Source organism: Acidimicrobiales bacterium, from assembly GCA_036378675.1.
Lineage (GTDB): Bacteria > Actinomycetota > Acidimicrobiia > Acidimicrobiales > Palsa-688 > DASUWA01.
On record DASUWA010000043.1, the window covers coordinates 95,027 to 114,346 of the forward strand.

General features: G+C 66.8%; 20 protein-coding genes. 10 read left to right on the forward strand and 10 right to left on the reverse strand.

Annotated features, from left to right (window positions below):
- Window positions 1-777: an enoyl-ACP reductase FabI gene (gene fabI, locus VFZ97_14275; protein HEX6394600.1), complete on the reverse strand. Its 777-nt coding sequence runs from the start codon at window positions 775-777 to the stop codon at window positions 1-3.
- 77 nt (window positions 778-854) lie between these two features.
- On the opposite strand from fabI, the gene VFZ97_14280 reads away from it, so the two are divergent.
- Window positions 855-2,255, forward strand: a complete 1,401-nt coding sequence (locus tag VFZ97_14280) for a wax ester/triacylglycerol synthase domain-containing protein (protein ID HEX6394601.1) — start codon at window positions 855-857, stop codon at window positions 2,253-2,255.
- 3 nt (window positions 2,256-2,258) lie between these two features.
- Here the strand turns inward: VFZ97_14280 and VFZ97_14285 are convergent, their stop codons facing one another.
- A complete protein-coding gene (locus tag VFZ97_14285) occupies window positions 2,259-2,753 on the reverse strand; it encodes an inorganic diphosphatase (GenBank protein ID HEX6394602.1) in 495 nt (164 codons plus the stop codon).
- A 183-nt stretch (window positions 2,754-2,936) separates the two neighbouring features.
- On the opposite strand from VFZ97_14285, the gene VFZ97_14290 reads away from it, so the two are divergent.
- From VFZ97_14290 to VFZ97_14300, 3 genes are all read left to right on the forward strand, one after another.
- Complete coding sequence (locus VFZ97_14290; protein HEX6394603.1) at window positions 2,937-3,536, forward strand: LuxR C-terminal-related transcriptional regulator; 600 nt, start codon at window positions 2,937-2,939, stop codon at window positions 3,534-3,536.
- 127 nt (window positions 3,537-3,663) lie between these two features.
- Window positions 3,664-4,344, forward strand: a complete 681-nt coding sequence (locus tag VFZ97_14295; protein HEX6394604.1) for a phosphoribosyltransferase family protein — start codon at window positions 3,664-3,666, stop codon at window positions 4,342-4,344.
- Window positions 4,345-4,354: 10 nt separating this feature from the next.
- Window positions 4,355-4,789, forward strand: a complete 435-nt coding sequence (locus VFZ97_14300; GenBank protein ID HEX6394605.1) for a bifunctional nuclease family protein — start codon at window positions 4,355-4,357, stop codon at window positions 4,787-4,789.
- A gap of 193 nt (window positions 4,790-4,982) precedes the next feature.
- Here the strand turns inward: VFZ97_14300 and VFZ97_14305 are convergent, their stop codons facing one another.
- Complete coding sequence (locus tag VFZ97_14305) at window positions 4,983-5,834, reverse strand: MaoC/PaaZ C-terminal domain-containing protein (GenBank protein HEX6394606.1); 852 nt, start codon at window positions 5,832-5,834, stop codon at window positions 4,983-4,985.
- Window positions 5,835-5,868: 34 nt separating this feature from the next.
- On the reverse strand, window positions 5,869-8,421 hold the full coding sequence (gene valS, locus VFZ97_14310) for a valine--tRNA ligase (protein HEX6394607.1): 2,553 nt from the start codon (window positions 8,419-8,421) through the stop codon (window positions 5,869-5,871).
- 20 nt (window positions 8,422-8,441) lie between these two features.
- Between valS and cysS the strand changes: the two genes are divergently transcribed.
- The 4 genes from cysS (at window position 8,442) to VFZ97_14330 (ending at window position 13,356) form a co-directional block, all read left to right on the forward strand.
- Entirely contained in the window at window positions 8,442-9,791 is a 1,350-nt protein-coding gene (gene cysS, locus VFZ97_14315) for a cysteine--tRNA ligase (protein ID HEX6394608.1), read from the forward strand.
- The gene (locus VFZ97_14320; protein HEX6394609.1) at window positions 9,788-10,594 is read left to right on the forward strand and encodes a thioesterase family protein; all 807 of its coding nucleotides are present in this window, start codon (window positions 9,788-9,790) and stop codon (window positions 10,592-10,594) included. Before cysS ends, VFZ97_14320 begins: the two co-directional genes overlap by 4 nt.
- A gap of 159 nt (window positions 10,595-10,753) precedes the next feature.
- On the forward strand, window positions 10,754-11,950 hold the full coding sequence (locus tag VFZ97_14325; protein HEX6394610.1) for an MFS transporter: 1,197 nt from the start codon (window positions 10,754-10,756) through the stop codon (window positions 11,948-11,950).
- A 188-nt stretch (window positions 11,951-12,138) separates the two neighbouring features.
- The gene (locus VFZ97_14330; protein ID HEX6394611.1) at window positions 12,139-13,356 is read left to right on the forward strand and encodes an acyl-CoA dehydrogenase family protein; all 1,218 of its coding nucleotides are present in this window, start codon (window positions 12,139-12,141) and stop codon (window positions 13,354-13,356) included.
- A gap of 185 nt (window positions 13,357-13,541) precedes the next feature.
- Here VFZ97_14330 and rpiA read toward each other — a convergent pair whose 3' ends face one another.
- Entirely contained in the window at window positions 13,542-14,222 is a 681-nt protein-coding gene (gene rpiA / locus VFZ97_14335) for a ribose-5-phosphate isomerase RpiA (protein HEX6394612.1), read from the reverse strand.
- A 47-nt stretch (window positions 14,223-14,269) separates the two neighbouring features.
- On the reverse strand, window positions 14,270-14,848 hold the full coding sequence (locus VFZ97_14340) for a VOC family protein (GenBank protein HEX6394613.1): 579 nt from the start codon (window positions 14,846-14,848) through the stop codon (window positions 14,270-14,272).
- Between the two features lie 101 nt (window positions 14,849-14,949).
- Between VFZ97_14340 and VFZ97_14345 the strand changes: the two genes are divergently transcribed.
- Window positions 14,950-15,432 carry a peroxiredoxin gene (locus tag VFZ97_14345; GenBank protein ID HEX6394614.1) on the forward strand — a complete coding sequence of 161 codons (483 nt, stop codon included), beginning with the start codon at window positions 14,950-14,952 and terminating at the stop codon, window positions 15,430-15,432.
- A 5-nt stretch (window positions 15,433-15,437) separates the two neighbouring features.
- Here the strand turns inward: VFZ97_14345 and VFZ97_14350 are convergent, their stop codons facing one another.
- The 4 genes from VFZ97_14350 to VFZ97_14365 all read right to left on the reverse strand — a co-directional run bounded on the left by VFZ97_14350 (window position 15,438) and on the right by VFZ97_14365 (window position 18,383).
- A complete protein-coding gene (locus VFZ97_14350) occupies window positions 15,438-15,857 on the reverse strand; it encodes a PaaI family thioesterase (GenBank protein HEX6394615.1) in 420 nt (139 codons plus the stop codon).
- Window positions 15,854-16,528: a TetR/AcrR family transcriptional regulator gene (locus VFZ97_14355; GenBank protein HEX6394616.1), complete on the reverse strand. Its 675-nt coding sequence runs from the start codon at window positions 16,526-16,528 to the stop codon at window positions 15,854-15,856. Before VFZ97_14355 ends, VFZ97_14350 begins: the two co-directional genes overlap by 4 nt.
- Window positions 16,529-16,692: 164 nt before the next feature.
- A complete protein-coding gene (locus VFZ97_14360; protein HEX6394617.1) occupies window positions 16,693-17,853 on the reverse strand; it encodes a glycosyltransferase family 4 protein in 1,161 nt (386 codons plus the stop codon).
- Window positions 17,850-18,383 (reverse strand): DUF5317 family protein, encoded by a 534-nt coding sequence (locus VFZ97_14365; protein HEX6394618.1) that lies wholly within the window; start codon window positions 18,381-18,383, stop codon window positions 17,850-17,852. The genes VFZ97_14360 and VFZ97_14365 overlap by 4 nt, the downstream gene beginning before the upstream one ends.
- A gap of 120 nt (window positions 18,384-18,503) precedes the next feature.
- Between VFZ97_14365 and VFZ97_14370 the strand changes: the two genes are divergently transcribed.
- Window positions 18,504-19,268: a cytochrome c biogenesis protein CcdA gene (locus VFZ97_14370; protein HEX6394619.1), complete on the forward strand. Its 765-nt coding sequence runs from the start codon at window positions 18,504-18,506 to the stop codon at window positions 19,266-19,268.
- Window positions 19,269-19,320 lie beyond the last annotated feature (52 nt).

Genomic DNA, 19,320 nt, shown 5'->3' on the forward strand with positions numbered 1-19,320 from the left:
TCAGACTCCCATGGCGTGGTAGCCGCCGTCGACGTGGACCATCTCGCCTGTAGTAGCCGGGAACCAGTCCGACAGCAAAGCGACGCATGCTCGGGCGACGGGTTCCGAGTTGGTTACGCTCCAGCCGAGCGGAGCCCGCTCGTCCCAGACTTCCTCGAACCGAGAGAAGCCCGGGATGGACTTCGCGGCCATCGTCTTGATCGGGCCGGCGGCAACCAGGTTCACCCGGATCCTGTCCGGTCCAAGATCGCGGGCGAGGTACCTAGACGTCGACTCGAGAGCGGCCTTCGCGACTCCCATCCAGTCGTAGCCCGGCCACGCAACGTTGGCATCGAAGTCCAGCCCGACGACCGACGCGCCGCCCGCCTTGCGCATCAGATCCCGGAATCCGGAAGCGAGCAGCTTCAACGAGTACGCGGAGATCTCCAACGCCACCTTGACGTCGTCCCAGCCGGCGTCCATGAAGCCTCCACCGAGGCAGCTCTCGGGGGCGAAACCGATCGAGTGCAGGAACCCGTCCAACCTTCCCCATCGCGAACCAAGCTCGGTCGCGACGGCTTCGACGTGATCGGCAACAGTGACATCGAGTTCCAGAACGTCGGGGGGGTCGGGAAGCTTTCGTGCGATCCGCTTGGTGAGTGACAGCCCCCGGCCGGCGCCGGTGAGGACCACCTCGGCTCCTTGTTCCTGGGCAAGCCTCGCCACGCCGAAGGCGAGCGAATCGTCGGTGAGCACCCCGGTGACGAGGATGCGTTTGCCCTCCAGAAGTCCCGGCATGGTCCGCCACGATAGGCGGCGACGGCGAGAGTGGATCATTGTCCGGGATGGTGTTCAGGCGTGGGTATCTTGGACGGATGGCGTCGCTCGACGAGGAAGCCCTCCGCTTCGAAGAGCGGATGTCCGACCTCGAGTCCCTCATGTGGCGGCTGGAGCAGGTCGATGCTTCACTCCTGTCCACCATGACCCTTGTCGCGGTCTTGGACGGGCCGCTCGACAGGGACCGGCTCGACGAGAAGTTCGAGGTGGTGACCCGGAAGATCCCCCGCCTCCGCGACCACGTCGACGCCAGCAGGCTCCCCATGGCCCAGCCGACCTGGGACCCCGACCCCGACTTTGCGGTGGAGAACCACGTGAGCTGGAGCACGGCCGCTCAGCCGGGCGACTTCGACGCTCTACTTGGGGTCGCCGAGGACCAGGTCCGGAAGGGATTCGACCCTGAACACCCACCCTGGCATCTCGGGTTCGTCGATGGGCTTGACGGCGGCAAGACGGCCATGATCGCCCGCCTCCATCACAGCTACACCGACGGTCAGGGGGCGATCCGGATCGCGATGGAGCTTTTCGACCTGCGCCAGGAACCTGAACCTCTTTCGGCACTGCCGGAGCTCCCGCCTCCGCCGATGCTCCCGTTGCTCGGCCGAACCGTCGCCGACGTCATGCACGAGGCTTCGCGCACGGCGTCGGTCCTCCGTGGCGCCGCCCCTTGGCTGAGCCACTCTCTCCGCTCCGCGGTCACCGATCCTGAGAGGATCGCAGGTCCCGCGCGGGCGCTGATTCGTTCGGTCGGTGAGCTCGCCCGTGAGGCACTACGTCCGGGTAGCGAGCTGCTCGCCCCACGCGGCTTCGATACCCGGCTCTCCGCCATGAACCTCGATCTCGAGCACATGCGAAGAGCCGCCCGGACCGGAGGCGGGACGATCAACGACGTGTTCCTTGCCGGCCTCCTAGGCGGGCTCGCCGGTTACCACGACAAGCACGGTGACAAGTCCTCGTCGGTTCGGCTCGGCATCCCGGTGAGCACCAAGACCGACGGAACCTTGATGCGGAACCAGCTTCAGGGGATCCTGATGCACGGACCGCTCGATCTCGTTGACCCGCTCGAACGGGTCAAGGTCCTCCACGACACCGTTCTCCACACGAGATCCCAGCCGTGGCTGGACCTCGTGGACACGGCGGCCGCCGCGGCGCTCCGGTTGCCGCGCTCGAGCCAGATTCTCGCCGGCCTGGTCAAGGCGACCGATGCCTTGGCGTCGAATCTTCCCGGTCCTCCGGTGCCGCTGTTCCTGGCCGGCGCGTCCGTGGAGCGATTGATCCCGTTCGGACCTCGGGTCGGTTCCGCCCTGAACCTGACGTTGCTCAGCTACGAGGGGAGCGCATCGATCGGCGTCAACAGCGATCCCGACTCGGTACCCGATCTCAAGGTGCTTCTCGACTGCCTGGGTGCCGGCTTCGACGAGGTGCTGGCCCTCGCTTAGCGGCTACGCCGAGCCGGCCCGGCTCTCCAGATACCGCTGTTTCCCCCGGTCCACGACCACCTCGGCGTCCTCGCGACCTGACCAACCCTTCGCTTCGGTTCTTTTTCCCGGCTCGAGGTCCTTGTAGATGTCGAAAAAATGGGCAATTTCGCGCAGCTCGTACTCCGGCAGGTCCGTGACATCGGCGACGTGGTTCCATCGGGGGTCACTCGAAGGAACGCACAGCACCTTCTCATCGGCCCCCTGTTCGTCCCGCATCCGGAAAACACCGACCGGGCGGGCGTGGATGTGGCACCCCGGAAACGTGGGCTCCTCCAGAACAACGAGCGCATCGACGGGGTCCCCGTCGTCAGCGAGCGTTTCGGGGACGTACCCGTAGTCCTCGGGGTACCGGGTCGACGTGAAAAGCAACCGATCCAGCCAGATCGCGCCGGTTTCGTCCGCTTCGTACTTGTTGCGGGTGCCCTTCGGTATCTCGACGACTACTTCGATTTCCATAGGCGATTTAGTATCACGGAGTGGCGGCTAGGCGCGCTCCGCCACTTACCGCGCAAATTACGTAGTCATTACGGATGCCGTCGTCGGATTACGGACCTAAGGTGCGCCAATGTGAGGGGCAAGACACCGGTATTTGTGTATGCGGTTGACCCAGTGTCGGCCGCAGGGGCCAAAGCGCAGCTTATGAACGAGCCGAGCGTCCAGCTGGTCGGTCCTATGGACATCGACATGGCGAGGGTCGCGTTGCTCGTGGCCGACTCGGCCGACGTGTCGGTCGTCCGGATCGTGAAAGCGATTCAGCGAGACGGGATACCACGCGTGCTCCTGGTCGCCGGGCGGTTCGAGGAGCAGGGCGTGATCGCAGCCACGGCCGCGGGGGTGACAGCGTTCCTTCGCAAGTCCGAGGCGACGACGGCGCGGCTCACCGCAGCCATCCACGACGCCGACGAATCCGGTTGCCACCTGCCGGACGGGCTGATGAAGAAGGCGGCCGCGATCAGGCTGCGATCTCCCGAGGAGGCGCTGGCAGTCGACGTGTGTGATGCGGCTCTCGACGGTGCTTCGGCCATCTCGGGCCTGTCCACCATGACTAGCAACCTCACCGTGCGCGAGGCCGAGGTTTTGAGGTTGGTCGCCGACGGGCACGACACCGCCGACGTGGCCGAGAAGCTCGGGTTCTCGGAAAGCACGGTCAAGGGCATCATGGCGAAGATCATGAGCCGCATAGACGCCCGCAACCGCTGCCATGCGGTCGCGATCGCGGTCCGTAACGGCCTGATCTGAACCGGACGGGCGGGACCCGCCCAACCGGCACACCCAGAAGTCAGAATGGAGGCCGGCTCGCCCGGCGCCCAGCCGAGCTCACAGGGATCGAACCCGACGAGTTCGACGACCCGGCGCGGGAGGAGCATTGAGCACAAAGCGGTACAACCCGGTCAGGGCCTGCCCCGTGTGCGGCCTCGCCTTGTCGTGGCCGGGCGCGGATGGTGTCTGCCCGAACAGGTGGTGCAGGCGCGCCGACCGCTCTTTTTCCGTCGTCTTCTCGATCGGCGTCCATACGGGTGCCCTCAGGCACGCTCTTCTCCGTTACAAGTACCAGGAGGAGCGCTGGTGGGCGCCGCACTTCGCACGCATGGTCGGCGGGTACCTCCATGCGAACGGCACATGGTTCGAGGAGTTCGATCTGCTCGCCGCCGTACCCGGCTATGTCGGGGCCGGCGCCCGCCGGCGATGGGATCCGGTCAGGCAGATTCTCGTGGAGGTCGCCAGCCTGCCCCGCCTGTCGTGGCGGGTCGAGCCCGACCTCATCCTCAAGCGCGCCGAGACCCCTGCGATGCAGGGTCTCGACTGGGCGGCCCGGCAGGCTGTCGCCTCGGGCCGGTTGCGCGACGCTCTCGCAGTTCCCGTCCCAGGCCTGGTCAAGGGTTGCCGGGTTCTGGTGTTCGACGATGTGATGACCGAGGGCAGCACCCTGAGAGAGGTGGCGCGAGCCCTGCGTCTCGCCGGCGCGGCCGAAGTCGCCGGCCTGGTTCTGGCCCGGCCCACCTGGTCGGAGCGGCGCGAGGCCCGTGGGAGGGGCGGGGGGTCGTAAGTTTTCTGGGGTGGAGGGAGCCCTGGCGAAGGTTTCGGTGTCCGACGTCAGGGTCGCCGTCGCCGCCGGGCCCGGCGTCGAGGCCGGGATGGTCACCCTCCGCGAGGAGGATCCTCCGCACCGGTCGGTCCCGATCGTCATCGGCCAGCCGGAAGCCCGTGCCATCCAGTCGGCCTGGACCGGGGCGGTGCAGAGCCGCCCCTCGACCTGGGACTTGTTCGTCGCGGCGATCTCGGTCCTCGGCTCCCGCCTCGCCCGGGTCGTGATCACCGACGTGGAGGAGCACCGTCATTTCTTCGCATCGATCGAGCTGGAGCGCGACGGGGAACTGCGCGTTCTGCCCGCACGGCCGTCCGACGCGATCGCGCTTGCGTTACGCGCCTACGGGTGCGAGATCTTCGTAGCGGAGCAGGTCATGTCGGCGCTGGGCATGCCGGCGGCCTGAACGTCCGCGTTTGGCGATCGCGTGGGATACGCGTCCGGGTGGGCGTGGTCATCAGACTTCGGGTGTGGAAACGAGCACTGCATGGCACGTTTTCACACCCAAAGCCGATTTCTACGCCCAGTCGGGCTGTCGCCCAGTCGGGCTGTCGCCTAGTCGGGCGCCCGCCGAAGAATGCGTGTACGACGGGGTCGGCTTAGTTGAAGGCGAAGCGGCCGGCGTCGATGACGACACCCTGAGGGGTGGAGGTCCTGAACACTGCTGAACCCTCGCCGGTCACCCACATCGACACTGTGAGGTCCTCGCCGGGGAACACCGGCTTCGAGAACCTCGCGCCCATCGACACGAAGCGCTCCGGATCCGAGCCGCAAAACGTGTGAAGTAGCGCCCGGCCGGTGAACCCGAAGCTGCAAAGGCCGTGCAGGATCGGCTTGGGGAACCCGCCCATCGCCGCGAAGGAAGGATCGCTGTGGAGAGGGTTGCGGTCGCCCGACAGCCGGTACGTCAGCGCCTGGTCCGGCCTGGTCGCGTAGGTCACCTCGTGGTCGGGTGCCTTCTCGGGGAAGTCGACCTTGTTCGATGGGCCGCGATCCCCGCCGAAGCCGCCTTCGCCTCGGATGAAGGCGGAGCTGGTGGTTGTCCAAAGCGGTTTGCCGGTCGACTTGTCCGTAGCGACGGTTTCCATTGCGAGGACCGCGCCGGATCCCTTGTCGTAGATGCCGGTGATCGTGGTGACCGAGGACACCGTTCCCTCCACCGGGATCGGGCCGTGAAGCTCGACTGACTGCTCGCCGTGGACGAGCATCGCCGGGTTGAAGTCGCCGACCTTGGCCATGCCACCTGACCCCCCCGGCACGACTACGGGGAAGGTGGGGAGCACCTTCTGCTCGATCCCGTTGCTGTTCTCGGTCGTGAACTCGAGCTCGAATCCGGTCGGGTCGATCGCGCCCGCGCCCACGCCGACGGCGTAGATGAGGCAGTCCTTGGAGGTCCAGGACGACTCTCTCGGCTGGCTCGTGCTTCCCGCTGCGTCTGGATTGATCGGCATACCCGGACTGTACGCGGGATTTAGTGGACGGCGCCTATGAGGCGAGGGAGACCTCGACCGCCAAGTCCTCGCCGACGGCCTCGATGCGCAGATCCTCGATGACGCCCGCCTGGCGGAGATCATCACTCACCGCCTCCAACAGCGCGACCATCTCCGCCGGCGCACGCAGCAGGGCGGACGCGACCGGCGCCCTGAGGGAAGCCCCGGCCTCGGTCTTGGCCCGCCGAACCTCCGCCAGCACGCGACTGGCCGCATCCATCACCGCCGGATCGCCGGATGACAGCTCACCGCCCGAGGACAGCTCGCCGGCGGACGGCCAAGCCGAAGTATGGATGGAACCGTCCCGCCACCACGACCACACTTCCTCCGTCACGAAAGGAAGGACCGGCGCCAACAACCTCAGCAGGACGGACAAAGACGAGCGGAGCGCGGCACGAGCCGACAACGCCCGGTCGTCGCCAAGCGTGCCGTAAGCCCGGTTCTTCACCAGCTCCAGATAGTCGTCGCAGAACGACCAGAAGAAAGCCTCCGTCCGCTCGAGGGCTCTCGCGTAGTCGTATCCTTCGAACGCGGCGGTCACCTCTTCGATCAATACGACAAGCGAAGCCAGCAACGACCGATCGACCGCCTCGCTCACTGCAGACACATCGGCCGGCGCATCACCCGTCTCCAAGACGAACCGGCTCGCGTTCAGGATCTTGATCGCAAGCTTGCGCCCGATCCGCATCTGCCCTTCGTCGAACGCGGTGTCGGTCCCAGGCCGTCCACTCGCCGCCCAGTAGCGAACCGCGTCCGACCCGTACTGCTCGAGAAGCCCCATCGGTGTCACGACATTGCCTTTGGACTTCGACATCTTCTTGCGATCCGGGTCGAGTATCCATCCCGAAATCGCCGCGTCGCTCCACGGCAAGGAGTCGAACTCAAGATGGCTGCGCACGATCGTCGTAAACAACCACGTCCTGATGATGTCATGCGCCTGCGGCCGAAGATCCATCGGGAAGACCCGCGAGAACAGATCGGGATCGTCCTCCCAACCTCCCGCAATCTGCGGCGTCAACGACGACGTCGCCCACGTGTCCATGACGTCGGGATCTGCGACGAACCCTCCCGGCCGGCCCCGCTGCGACTCCTCGTAGCCGGCGGGAACGTCGGTGCTCGGATCTACCGGCAGTGCGTCTTCCGACGGCACCAGCGGTGACGAGTGATCCGGCGACCCATCGGCACCAACCCCGTACCACACCGGAAAAGGAACACCGAAGAACCGCTGCCGGCTGATCAACCAGTCGCTGTTGAGCCCCTCGACCCAGTTGGCGTAACGGCTTTCCATGTACGCGGGATGCCAGCGAAGCTCCTTACCCCGCGCGAGAAGTTCATCGCGATGCGCCAGCGTCCGGTAGAACCACTGACGGCTGGTGACTATCTCGAGCGGCCGTTCCCCCCGCTCGTAGAACTTGACCGCGTGCTTGATCGGCCGCGGCTCACCGCGAAGGTCGCCCGATTCCTGCAACAGCTCTGCCATTCGCGTCTGCGCCTGGCGCACTGTCTTACCCGCCAGCTCGCGCTCGTAGATCGCCGCCGCGTCGGCCGGCAAACCCGGCGGCGCCGACGCGATCAGGCGCCCGTCACGCCCGACAACAGCCCGCACCGGCAGGCCCAACTCCCTCCACCACACCACGTCGGTGACGTCGCCGAAGGTGCAGATCATCGCGGCGCCGGTTCCTTTGTCCGGCTGGGCCAGTTCATGGGTGACGAACGGAACCGAAACACCGAACACCGGAGTTCGCACCGTCGTGCCCACAAGGTCCGAGTAACGCGTGTCGTCTGGGTGGGCGACGACAGCTACGCACGCCGCGAGCAGCTCGGGGCGGGTCGTGTCGATCAACAGGTCGCTCCCGTCCTCCCGTTGGAACGCGAGCTGGTAGAACGCGCCGGTCAGCTCCCGGTCCTCGAGCTCCGCCTGGGCGACTGCAGTCCGAAAATCGACGTCCCACAACGTCGGAGCCTCCGCCGAGTACGCCTCGCCCCGCGCCAGCAGGCGCAGGAAGCCTCTCTGCGACGCCCGACGCGACCGCGCTCCGATCGTGGTGTAGTGCTGCTCCCAATCGAACGACAGGCCGAGATGCCGGTACAGCGCCTCGAAAGCCTTCTCGTCCTCGACGACCAGCTGCTCGCACAGCTCGACGAAGTTCGGTCGCGACACCGCGACCGGGCTCTCCCCGCTCTTCAAACCGCCACGCGCCGGCGGCTCGAAGCCCGGCACGTAAGGCAACGACGGATCGCACCTCACCCCGAAGTAGTTCTGGACCCTCCGCTCGGTCGCGAGCCCGTTGTCGTCCCAACCGATCGGATAGAAGACCGCGAGCCCGCGCATCCGCTTGTACCGGGCGACGGTGTCGGTGTGCGTATACGAAAACACATGCCCCACGTGCAAAGACCCGCTCACTGTCGGCGGGGGGGTGTCGATCGAGTAGATCCGGTCCCTGGTCGCGCCGCGGTCGAACGCGTACACGCGGTCGGCGTCCCAGCGGGAACCCCACTTGTCTTCGAGCCCGTCGAGGCTCGGTTTATCGGGAACTGCTCGCGGCATGATCCCGCTACGGTACTTGTGTGCTGCGCCTCTACGACACCGCTTTGGGCAAGGTCGCCCAGCTGGAGCTGCGCGAACCGGGCAGGTTGTCGATGTACGTGTGCGGGCCCACCGTCTACGACGAGCCGCACATCGGACACGGGCGGTTCACCATCATTTGGGACGTCCTCCGCCGCTACGCCGCGTTCAGCGGCCTGGACGTCGACTTCGTATCCAACGTCACTGACATCGAGGACAAGATCATCGCCCGCGCGGCCGCCGAAGGCCGCACACCCGAAGAGGTAGCGGACCACTACGAGAAGGTGTGGTGGGACATCCAGGACCGCCTGGGAGTGCAGCGGCCGAGCGAGACCCCCCACGCCACCGGTTATGTCGAGGACATGGTCCAGCTGATCGGGGAGCTCATCGCGTCCGGCCACGCATACGTCGGTGGCGACGGCGTCTACTTCGCTGCCGAATCCATTGACGGGTACGGGCTGCTGGCCCGGCAGCCGATCGACTCCCTTCGTGCCGGCGCCCGGGTCGAAGCCGGGGAGGAGGCCGGGAAGCGATCTCCGATCGACTTTGTCCTGTGGAAGTTCGCCAAGCCAGGAGAGCCGAAGTGGCGTTCGCCGTGGGGTGACGGCCGCCCCGGATGGCACACCGAGTGCGTGGTCATGTCGCTCGACCTTCTCGGCGAGGGCTTCGACCTTCACGGCGGCGGACTCGACCTTGCGTTCCCGCACCACGAGAACGAGCGGGCGCAGGCGGTCGGAGCCGGTCAGAGGTTCGCCCGGAGATGGGTCCACTCGGGGATGGTTACGGCGGAGGGAGGGGAAAAAATGTCGAAGTCGCTCGGTAACACGCTCTCCCTGTCGGAGCTCGTCTCCACCCACGATCCCAGGGCGTTCCGGCTTCAGGTCCTTCAATCCCATTACCGCTCGCCGCTCGAAGTCACCGAGGCTTCGCTGGCCGCGGCTGCCGCCGGCGTCGAGCGACTGGACGCTTTCGCGCGCGAGTTCTCGGGCTCGCGGGGGAGGCCGGCGGATCAGGAGGCGATGGGTCGTTTTCGGGATCGGATGGACGACGATCTCGACACGCCGGGCGCGGTCGCCATCGCATTCGACCTGATACGGGACGCGCGTGCGGCGGACGGGGAGCGGTCGACCGCCAAGGCGGCGGCGGTGTTCGAGATCTTCGAGCAGGCGCTCGGTCTGCCGCTGCGAGATGTAGTCGAGGAGGCGCCGGCCGAAGCGTTGGCGAAGGCGGCGGAGCGCGACCGGGCCAGGGCGGCGAAGGACTGGGCCCGGGCGGACGCCCTCCGGTCCGAGCTGCAGGCAGAAGGGTGGATTGTCGAGGACGGGCCTGACGGGACCACAATTCGCCGGTGAGCGAGTCGCATTTCGAAGCCGATTCCGAAGTTCACCTCGTCGATGGCCTCTGGAAGGCGTCGCTCGACCCCGGCTGGAACGTCGGCAACAACCCGAACGGCGGCTATCTCCTTGCGGTCGCTGTGCGGGCGATGCTCGCCGAGGCGGGCCGTCCCGATCCTCTGACGGTTACGGCGCACTACCTCTCGCCGCCGGCCGCCGGCGAGGTGGAGATCCGGACCGAGGTGTTCAAGCCGGGCAAGTCGATTGTCAACGTGATGGCGTCAGTGATTCAAGGTGACCGTGAACGGGTGCGGGTTCTAGGAGGGTTCGGGGATCTGGACAAGCGGCAAGGACCGAGCCGGATCAGCGCCCGCCCGCCGGACATACCTCCTCCAGACGAGTGCGTCAGTCTGGTGGAGTTGACTCATCAAGCCGGCCGGCAGATACCCGAGGTGATGAATCGTTTCGATCTGAGATTGCCGCCAGACAGCCCCTGGGGCCGGCCGGGGGAGGGCGACCCCTTCGAGATCACCGGTTGGATCCGGTTCAAGGACGGGACCGAACCGACTTCGCTGTCGGTGGTCGCGTTCGCCGACGCGTTTCCCCCCACCCTTCTCGGGGCGATCGAGGCGTCCGGATGGGTGCCAACTATCGAGATGACCGTTCACGTCCGGGGACGGCCGTCGCCGGGCTGGCTCCTAGGGACGTTCCGCACCCGGGTACTGGTCGACGGCCTGATGGAGGAGGACGGCGAGCTGTGGGACAGCGAGGGCTGCCCTGTTGCGCTCTCGAGGCAGCTGGCAACCGTCCTGGTTCGTTGAGTGAGAGCACCGGACGGCCGGGGGCGGGGTAGGGGCCCCGCCCTCCGGAGGAGCCTGGGGTTGGGGCCCCGGGCGGGCCGGTTTCACGGCCGGGGGCGGGGTAGGGGCCCGCTCCTCCGCCGACCAACCGGCTTGCCGCCGGGGTTCGGCAGCATCTGGATGGCGGTCGCGATCGACCTGATCGGGTTCGGGATCGTGTTGCCGATCCTGCCGATCTACGCCAAGCGCTTTCACATCAGCAGCTTCCGCGCGGCATTGCTGGTGGCGGCTTTCTCCGCCGCTAGCTTCGTGTTTTCCCCGGTGTGGGGCCGGGTCTCGGACCGCTTCGGCCGGAAGCCGGTCCTGTTGGTTTCGCTTGCGGGAACGGCGGTCGGCAGCCTTCTGACCGGTGTCGCCACCGGATTCGCGTTGTTGCTCGTCGGGCGGATCGTCGACGGCGCCTCTGGCGCGTCGGTATCGGTGGCGCAGGCCGCAGCGGCCGACCTGGCCACCCCTTCGCAGCGCGCCCGCTTGTTCGGCCTTCTCGGAGCGGCGTTCGGAGTGGGCTTCGTGGCCGGGCCCGCTCTCGGGGCGCTGGCCGCCTTGTGGGGACCGCGCGTGCCGTTTTATGTGGCCGCCGGGCTCGCCGCCCTGAACACTGTCGTCGCCTCCCGGCGGCTGCCGGAAACCCATGTCGTTCCCGCCGAAGAGCCGGCACCCGCGGTTGTCGGGGCTCCGGTGGTGTCGCCTGACAGTGGTGCCGGCCCTGTTGCCGTCGGTGGCGATCAAGGCCGGCGCGGATGGGCGGATCTGCTGGGTGGATCACCGGCGAGGCTCGTGCCGCTGCTCGGCGTCGCATTCGCGGCGGTTGTGGCCTTCTCGGCGTTCGAGGCGACGTTCGCGCTGTTCGGCCAGCGCCGGCTCGGCTTCGGGATAGCAAGCGCTGCGGCCGTGTTCACGGCCGTGGGCGCGGTGATTGTTGCTGTGCAGGTCGGCGCGGTTTCCAAGGTGGTGGCCCGCTTTGGCGAAGGAGGGACCCTCGTCGGGGGTTTGGGACTGAACGTTCTCGGCCTGGCCGTGCTGGCCGCCTCCCGCTCGTGGGCTGCCGCAGCCCCCGCCCTCCTGGCGTTGACGGTCGGGCAGGGCCTGGTTCAGACGACGATGGCCTCGGCTCTCGCCGGCCGGGCCGATCCAGGCGGGCGGGGGCGCGCCCTGGGCGCCCAACAGTCGGCCGGTGGGCTCGCCCGCGTCGTCGGGCCGGCCGCGGGCGGCGCCCTTCTCGGGGCTCACGCTGCCGGCTGGCCATACATCGCTGGCGCCGGGCTGACCCTGATCGCCTCCGCAGTCGCAGCCGTGACGGTGAAAACCGCTACATGAAACGTCGGCCGGCGAAATTTTGTCGGCCGAAACTTTGGCGGACCGAAAGTTGGCCGCCTGACAGCGTCCGACCAGCACTTTTACCTTCTGGGAAGTCGCGTAACGGAGCCTTTGCGCCATAGGTCACGTGACATAGGTGTTGCAGCCATGTTACCGTTGGGTAACTAAAGGCGGTCGGGAGGATTTCGATGGCTGATTTTTCGAATGCGCTGAACGAGGATCAGATTCAGCTTCAGAAGTGGGTCCACGATTTTGCGGAGAACGTGGTGCGCCCGGCCGCACACGAGTGGGACGAGCGGGAGGAAACCCCGTGGCCCATCATCGAGGAAGCCGCGAAGATCGGCCTGTACTCCCTCGACTTCGTCGCCAACATGTTCGGCGACTCGACCGGCATCTCGGTGCCGCTCGTGATGGAGGAGATGGCGTGGGGCGACGCCGGCATCGGCCTGGCGATCTTCGGCACCACCCTCGGCGTCGCTGGCATCTTCGCCAACGGCACCCCCGAGCAGATCGCCGAGTGGGTACCGCAGTGTTTCGGGACCCCCGACAAGATCGCCCTGGCGGCGTTCGCCGTATCGGAGGCAGACGCCGGCTCGGACGTGAGCTCGATGCGGACCCGTGCGGTTTACGACGAGAAGTCCGACGAGTGGGTGCTCAATGGCACCAAGACCTGGATCACCAACGGCGGCATCGCGGACATCCACGTGGTCGTCGCATCGGTCGACGCCGACCTGAAGGCCAGGGGCCAGGCGAGCTTCATCGTCCCGCCCGGAACCAAGGGCCTGTCGATGGGCCAGAAGTTCAAGAAGATGGGCATCCGGGCCTCGCACACCGCCGAGGTGGTCCTCGACGACGTCCGGATTCCCGGGCGGCTGCTGCTCGGCGGCAAGGAGAAGCTGGACGAGCGCCTCGCCCGCGCCCGTGAAGGCCGTACCGGTCAGCGGGGCCAGGCCGCGCTGGCGACCTTCGAGAGCACCCGGCCGGCGGTCGGGGCCCAGGCGGTCGGGATCGCCCGGGCGGCGTACGAGTACGCCCTCGAGTACGCCAAGGACCGCAAGCAGTTCGGCCGGGCCATCATCGAGAACCAGGCGATCGCCTTCAAGCTCGCCCAGATGCGGATGATGACCGATGCAGCGCGGTTGTTGGTCTGGAACGCCTCGTGGCGGGGCTCGAGTGGCACCGGCTTCGAAGCGGCCGAAGGCTCTCAGTCCAAGCTCTTCGCCGGCGAGACTGCCGTGAGCGTCACCAACGAAGCCATCCAGATCCTCGGCGGCGCCGGCTACATCCGGGAGCACCCGGTGGAGCGCTGGCACCGCGACGCGAAGATCTTCACCATCTTCGAGGGCACAAGCGAGATCCAGCACCTGGTGATCGCAAGGGCTATCTCGGGGATCCACATCAACTAGCGACCGGCGCCGGCGCCGTGGGCGTGGGCTTGTGCCTTCTGCCGGCGAAGCACCCGTTTGAGGTGGCGGGGCTGGGCTGTTTGGGCGTGGATTTGGCGTTTGGGTGTGAAATTCGCCCACGGGATGCTCGGATCCACGCCCAAAGCACGCCCGGACTGTCCAGGGTGAACCGTTCAGGTCTTGCTTCAGCGCCGGCCCGGCAGCCGCTCCGCGCTCGGACCGCGCCCCACGATCACGTCCGACACCATCTCGGGCGGGAACAGCCCGTGGCCGACAAGGCCGGCGATTGAATCGAACCACGACGCCAGCTGCGCCGGGTCGCGGATCTCGCCGAACCAGTCGGCGATCAAGCCCCCCTCAGGTGAGAGTGGCGTGGACGGCCTGAGCACGGAGCGTTGCAGCTCCCGCAGCGTCGCCTGGGCTCCGAAGGCGAGGATCTCGACAGGAACGGGGGACTCGAGGCGCTCGACGACCTTCTCGGACGAGACGATGACCACGAACCGAGCAGCCGCCGCGGCCACGACCTTCTCCCGGGTGTGGGCGCCGCCGCCTCCCTTGATCAGCCACCAGTCGGGATCGACCTGGTCGGCTCCATCGATCGCAACATCTAGCTGGGAGATCGCCGGCGCCGATTCGTCGAACGGAACGACGTCGAGGCCGAGGCTTCTCGCGTTCGCTTCCGTCGCCGGCGACGTCGCGACGCAGCGAATGTCGAGACGTCGCTCCGCCAGAGCGGGCAGGAGGAAAGCGACGGTGCTGCCCGTGCCGAGTCCGACGGTCATCCCGGATTCAACGAACTCCGCTGCGGCTTCGGCGGCCGCCCGCTTCTCCTGGTCGGTGCGGCCGTCGGCAGCTTTGGTGGGCATCGGCTGATCTTGTCAGACCAACCGCACTCACAACGGTGAGCCCGCGGTCAAACGAGCTTGGTGTGGGGAACCGAGGACACTCGACCGGTCTCCTGAATCTCCCGCACTGCCGGCACCGGATCGGGGTCGGCGAACAGCTGCGGGTCCCCGTAGTCGGCGTCTCGCCCGGTTGCGTCGACCACCCACCAGGAAGCCTCGAGAGCGATGCCGTTCGGGTCGGTGAAATAGATCGACCGGATCATCGAGTGGTCGACTACGTCGGTTACCTCGCAACCAGCCGCCTTCAGCCTGGACCGGAGCGACAGCAGCGCCTGTTCGTCCGGGAGATTGAACGACACGTGATCGAACTGAACGGCCCGTTTGTCAGGTACACCTGCGGGCTTGGCGAAGGGAGTGAGCTCGACGTTGTTGTACTCGAAGAACGCGATCGTGTTCTGGGTGCCCATCTCGAAGAAGTAGTGACGGAACGCCGGCGTACCTAGATGCGCGACCAGTCTCGCTCCGAGAACTCCGTGGTAGAAGCGGACGGTTGCGTCCATGTCGGTGGTTATGAGGGCCAGATGGTTGATGCCCCTCCAGTGAGGCTGATCGCCCTCTGGTACTGCAGCTGGGTCCTTATCGGCCATGCCAACCAGCCTACGACCGAAAACGTGAAGGCGGAATGGCCCTCCCATCGTCCTGCTCATACTCTGGGCGGGTTCCCCTCGAAGCTGCCCCAGGAGACCAGATGACCATCGCAGTAGGAGACAAGATCCCCGACGTCAAGGTGCAGGTGCCCGGCCTGAACGGACCGGAAGCGGCGCAGACCGGCGACCTTCTCGGAAAGGGGACCGTGGTTCTCTTCGGCCTTCCCGGCGCTTTCACACCGACCTGCAGCGACCATCACCTGCCAGGGTTCGTGCTGCGTGCCGACGATTTGACCGCGAAGGGCGTGGACACCATCGCGTGCGTTTCTGTAAACGACGCCTTCGTGATGAAGGCGTGGGGGGAAGCGAATGACGTCGGCGACAAGGTCGTCCTGATTGCAGACGGCTCAGCGACGTTTACGAAAGAGGTGGGACTCGAAGTCGACCTGACTGCCGGCGGACTCGGGGTCCGCTCGAAGCGCTACGCCATGATCCTCAAGGACGGTGTGGTGACCGACCTTGCCGTCGAGGAGACCCTCGGACTCGACGTCAGCAGCGCCGAAGCAGTCCTCGCACGCCTGTAGGCCGGTCAGTCCCGAGGCGTCAGCAAGTAGGTCGACGACGCTTTCGCCACCAAGCGGCCGGCGTCGTCGGTTATCTCCGCCTCCACGAAGGTCACCCGCTTGCCGCCGCCGATGACCCGCGCGGCGCAGGTGTAGGTCTCACCCACGGGAGCGGCGCGCAGAAAGCTGATCTTCAGCTCTGTGTTGGCGGCGTAGGCCTTCCGGCCTTGCAGGTTGGTCACGGTTGCCGTAGCCATAGCCGAGTCGGCGAACGCGGAGAGAAAGCCTCCCTGGACCACGCCGGTCGGGTTGGCGAACTCGTCTCCTGCCCGCATTCGCCAGACCGTGATTCCCGGCTGCGACTTGTCCACGCAGACCATGCCCAGGGTCAGGTCGCTGCTAGGCGGAACCCGCGGACGGACGCCGTTGGTCTCCGATTGGCTCAATGAGCAGCGCCATCCCTGGAGGCATTGCCGGGAAGGCCGCGCAGACCGGCCCACACCAGGTCCGCCAGCCTGTCGGCCATGCGGTCGCCCTCTGCAGGCTCGAGCGCCTCGGAGCTCTGTGCGACCCACCGCCGGCCGGCGACTTCCGCGAGCCCCACGATGGCGTACCCGAGCAGGTCCCTGTGGGTCTGGTCGATATCGGCGTCGATGAAGGTGCCGATGGTGACAGCTATCGACTCCTCGAGGGTGGCGACCGAGTCAGCGAACTCGTCCGTCCGGCGGGCGCCGCTCCCGAACAGAAGCTGGAACGCGCTGGTGTTCTCCCCGACGAACCGGAAGTAAGCGCGAAAACCGGCCAGAACGCGCTGATATGGCTGTTTCTCCGCTTCAGCACGTCGGATCAGCAGCCCGAGGAGTTCCCGGCCAACTAGATCCAACAATTCGAGGTACAGCTTCCGCTTTGATGGGAAGTGTTGGTACAGGACGGGCTTGGTTACGCCCGCAGCATCGGCAATTTCCTCCATGGAGGTCCCGTGAAAGCCGCTGGCGGCGAACTTCTCCAACGCGACACTGAGCAGCTGATTGCGCCTTTCCGCGGCCGGCAGCCGCTGGCGCAGCTCGGTGATTTGCGGCTCGCCGAGCCTGGTCTCCGTGATCCGCGGTCCGCTCACTTGTCCCTCATGTCCGAATTTGTTGAAACTGCGTGTATTGGGCAGTTCGTCCTGCTGTGCAGGAAGGGGCGGTGAGTTGCCGAACTCCTGCGTTGTGAGGCCACCCAACCCGTCGCCTGCCCGTGTAACTGCACGGCCTCCTGAGCCGCTTCGGCCCCTGCCTGCTAGAAGGCCCGGGACCAGCCTACTGGCGGCCAAGGCGCGGCGGCGGCGGTACCGCTTGAGCCCGCCAGCCGGCCGCTAACACCCCCTCCCTGGGTCGGTAGGCGCCACCCGGCGGACACGATCACCTCGCCCAAACGGGCGGGGAGGTGCGCAAGGTCCAGATATCGCCGGGTAACTTCGATGTTCTGCTCGATAAGCCCTAGGTCCGGCTTCTGGAGCCAGCGGCTCAGCTCGTAGGGCTCGTCCGCGTCGAACCAGCTGAATCCCAGGGCGCGGAGCTCGCCGCCAACGGGGTAGGGGCCGACTGCGACAGGCCGGTGGTGCAGTCCCGCTTCAATCGGCGGATTGCCGAAGCCTTCCCAGAGCGAGGGAAAGACCACCGCGTCGCACGCAGCGTAGGCGTGCTCGACCCCGGCGTGACCTCTCATAGGAGGTACCGGGCCGTGGAACACCGGCACCCGGGCCGCGTCGAGAAGCCGCTTGAGCTTGTCCTCGTAGCCTTCTTCCGCTGGGCCGAGAATCCAGAACGCCGCTCCGATCGCCTGGGCGAGTGCAAGCCCGCCTCTCACGTCCTTGCGCGGGATCGCCCGGGTCGGTTGCAGCACCAGGAGACGGTCGTGGTCGATTCCTAATGATGCGCGGGTGGCGCCGCGATCGCCCACAGGAGCGTCGAGATCGAAGGCGTTGCGAACGACGCTGGCTTCTATCCCGTGGAAGGCAAGCTCACGGCGGGATCGCTCGTTGATGGTGACGTGAACCCACTCCGGATCGTCAGGCGGGGGAGGATGGTCTGCGAAGCGCGCCCGCTGCCAGGGAAGGTCGTGATGGCGCATGACCGCGGGGCGCCCGCGAAGCAGCTCGGCGACCGCATCCGAAGCCGGTTGGTTGAGTGGCAGCGAGCAGAGGTTCTCGACAACCACCAGGTCGGCACCGTCCAGAGCTGCGCCGAGGGCGTCGCGGTCGAGTGGCGTTTCTGGCCGCCCGGTGAGCCACGCGCCCGCACCGAGGCCTGGCACCAGAAAGTCGACCGGTCCCTCGCCGGCGACCGTGCGGACCCGGTAGCCGAGGTGTTCGAGCGCCCACTGCCATTTGGCGGCCTCGATCGAGACGCCGTCGGCACCACCGAGGCGGAATGAGAGGCTGACCGCGACTTCGCTCACGAGGCCGCCCCGGCGCCTGCCCCGATGGCAGTTCTGCCCGGTCGACGACCTCTGACTACTGCGAATGCGGCCACGGTGCCGACCCCGCCCGCCAGGAGAATGTCGCCGGCAGACACGGTTTCTCCTAACGGGGCCACATAGAACACGTCCGAGAGACCGGTTAGCCGGTCGCTGGCCTGCTCGCCGTGGTGATGGCCCCCCGCTTGCACGCCGGCCGGGAGGCCTCGGACCGGCATACCGCCGTTCACGCCTATTACCAACAGGTTCGACAACAATCCGGCTGCGACCAGCACCGTTCCCGGTTGGCTCAGGTTGCGAAAGGCGAACCCCAACATCAGCACGTACCCGACGACGACCAGCCAGAGGCCGCCCGTGCCCGGCAACCACTGGTTGGCAAGCGCCACGCACACGGCGCCCGCCCCGAGGATCCACAGCCAGCGGAGCCTGGACTCAACGAGGTTGCCCAAGCTGCCGCCCGCCAAAAGACCGACAACACAGCCCGCCGCAACGGCGATCACGGCCAACCACATGGGGTTTCACGCTACCGCCCCCGCGACGGCCCGCGGGCCTTCCCGGCCCAACCGATGACATCATGTGCCGGTGCCGTCGTCTAGAGGCCGAGTTGTAAGTGACCCCCCATGTAGCGGCCCATGACCGGTAACCATCTCATCCTGCACTCGCCTGCGGGGTACATAGTCGCCTTCGGCGCCGGGATCATCTCTTTCCTGTCGCCCTGTGTCCTTCCGTTGGTGCCCTCCTATCTGTCGATGATGTCCGGCGTCGGCACAGCCGATCTTGCGGTGACATCCCGCCCGAATCAGCGGAGGCTTCTGCGTTCGACTCTTCTGTTCGTCGCAGGATTCACGGTCGTGTTCGCGCTTATCGAGGCCGCTGCGTCCGGCGTTGGTCAGAGCCTCAACGCCCATCAGCGCGTTCTCGATGAGGTCGCCGGCGCAGTGATCATCGCCGGAGGACTGCTGTTCGCCGGGATTGTCAGGCCAAGGTGGCTCATGCGTGAAAGACGCTGGCACGTCGCTCCTTCTCAGCTCGGCGAGTGGGCGGCGCCGGTAATGGGGATGGCCTTTGCCTTCGGGTGGACTCCCTGCATCGGACCCGTGTTGGCGGCGGTGATCAGCCTGGCCAGCGACTCACACACGCTCGCCAGAGGCGAGGCCATGCTGGTCGCCTACTCGCTCGGTTTGGGGGTCCCCTTCGTTGCGGTGGGAGTCGCCTTCGGCAGGCTCACCGGGCTCCTTTCGTTCGCCAAGAGCCACGTGCGGGGCATCAACCTGGTGTCGGGGCTGCTGCTCGCCGCGCTCGGGGTCTTGCTGCTCACCCACAGCCTTCACCTCCTGTCGACGTGGTTCTCCGACGTCCTGAACTCCCTTGGCCTCGGCAAGCTCTCGACGATCTGATGGGTAGGACTGGCCCGAATGGCTGGGCAACGTGCCTGGTCGCTACCGTTTA

What these genes read in the sequence shown, in the direction of transcription:
- VFZ97_14325 (HEX6394610.1), top strand. Translation starts at nt 10,754, where the DNA reads ATGGCGGTCGCGATCGACCTGATCGGGTTCGGGATCGTGTTGCCGATC.
- VFZ97_14370 (HEX6394619.1), top strand. Translation starts at nt 18,504, where the DNA reads ATGACCGGTAACCATCTCATCCTGCACTCGCCTGCGGGGTACATAGTC.
- VFZ97_14285 (HEX6394602.1), bottom strand. Translation starts at nt 2,753, where the DNA reads ATGGAAATCGAAGTAGTCGTCGAGATACCGAAGGGCACCCGCAACAAG.
- VFZ97_14365 (HEX6394618.1), bottom strand. Translation starts at nt 18,383, where the DNA reads ATGTGGTTGGCCGTGATCGCCGTTGCGGCGGGCTGTGTTGTCGGTCTT.
- VFZ97_14345 (HEX6394614.1), top strand. Translation starts at nt 14,950, where the DNA reads ATGACCATCGCAGTAGGAGACAAGATCCCCGACGTCAAGGTGCAGGTG.
- VFZ97_14330 (HEX6394611.1), top strand. Translation starts at nt 12,139, where the DNA reads ATGGCTGATTTTTCGAATGCGCTGAACGAGGATCAGATTCAGCTTCAG.
- valS (HEX6394607.1), bottom strand. Translation starts at nt 8,421, where the DNA reads ATGCCGCGAGCAGTTCCCGATAAACCGAGCCTCGACGGGCTCGAAGAC.
- rpiA (HEX6394612.1), bottom strand. Translation starts at nt 14,222, where the DNA reads ATGCCCACCAAAGCTGCCGACGGCCGCACCGACCAGGAGAAGCGGGCG.
- VFZ97_14305 (HEX6394606.1), bottom strand. Translation starts at nt 5,834, where the DNA reads ATGCCGATCAATCCAGACGCAGCGGGAAGCACGAGCCAGCCGAGAGAG.
- VFZ97_14290 (HEX6394603.1), top strand. Translation starts at nt 2,937, where the DNA reads ATGAACGAGCCGAGCGTCCAGCTGGTCGGTCCTATGGACATCGACATG.
- VFZ97_14280 (HEX6394601.1), top strand. Translation starts at nt 855, where the DNA reads ATGGCGTCGCTCGACGAGGAAGCCCTCCGCTTCGAAGAGCGGATGTCC.
- VFZ97_14340 (HEX6394613.1), bottom strand. Translation starts at nt 14,848, where the DNA reads ATGGCCGATAAGGACCCAGCTGCAGTACCAGAGGGCGATCAGCCTCAC.
- fabI (HEX6394600.1), bottom strand. Translation starts at nt 777, where the DNA reads ATGCCGGGACTTCTGGAGGGCAAACGCATCCTCGTCACCGGGGTGCTC.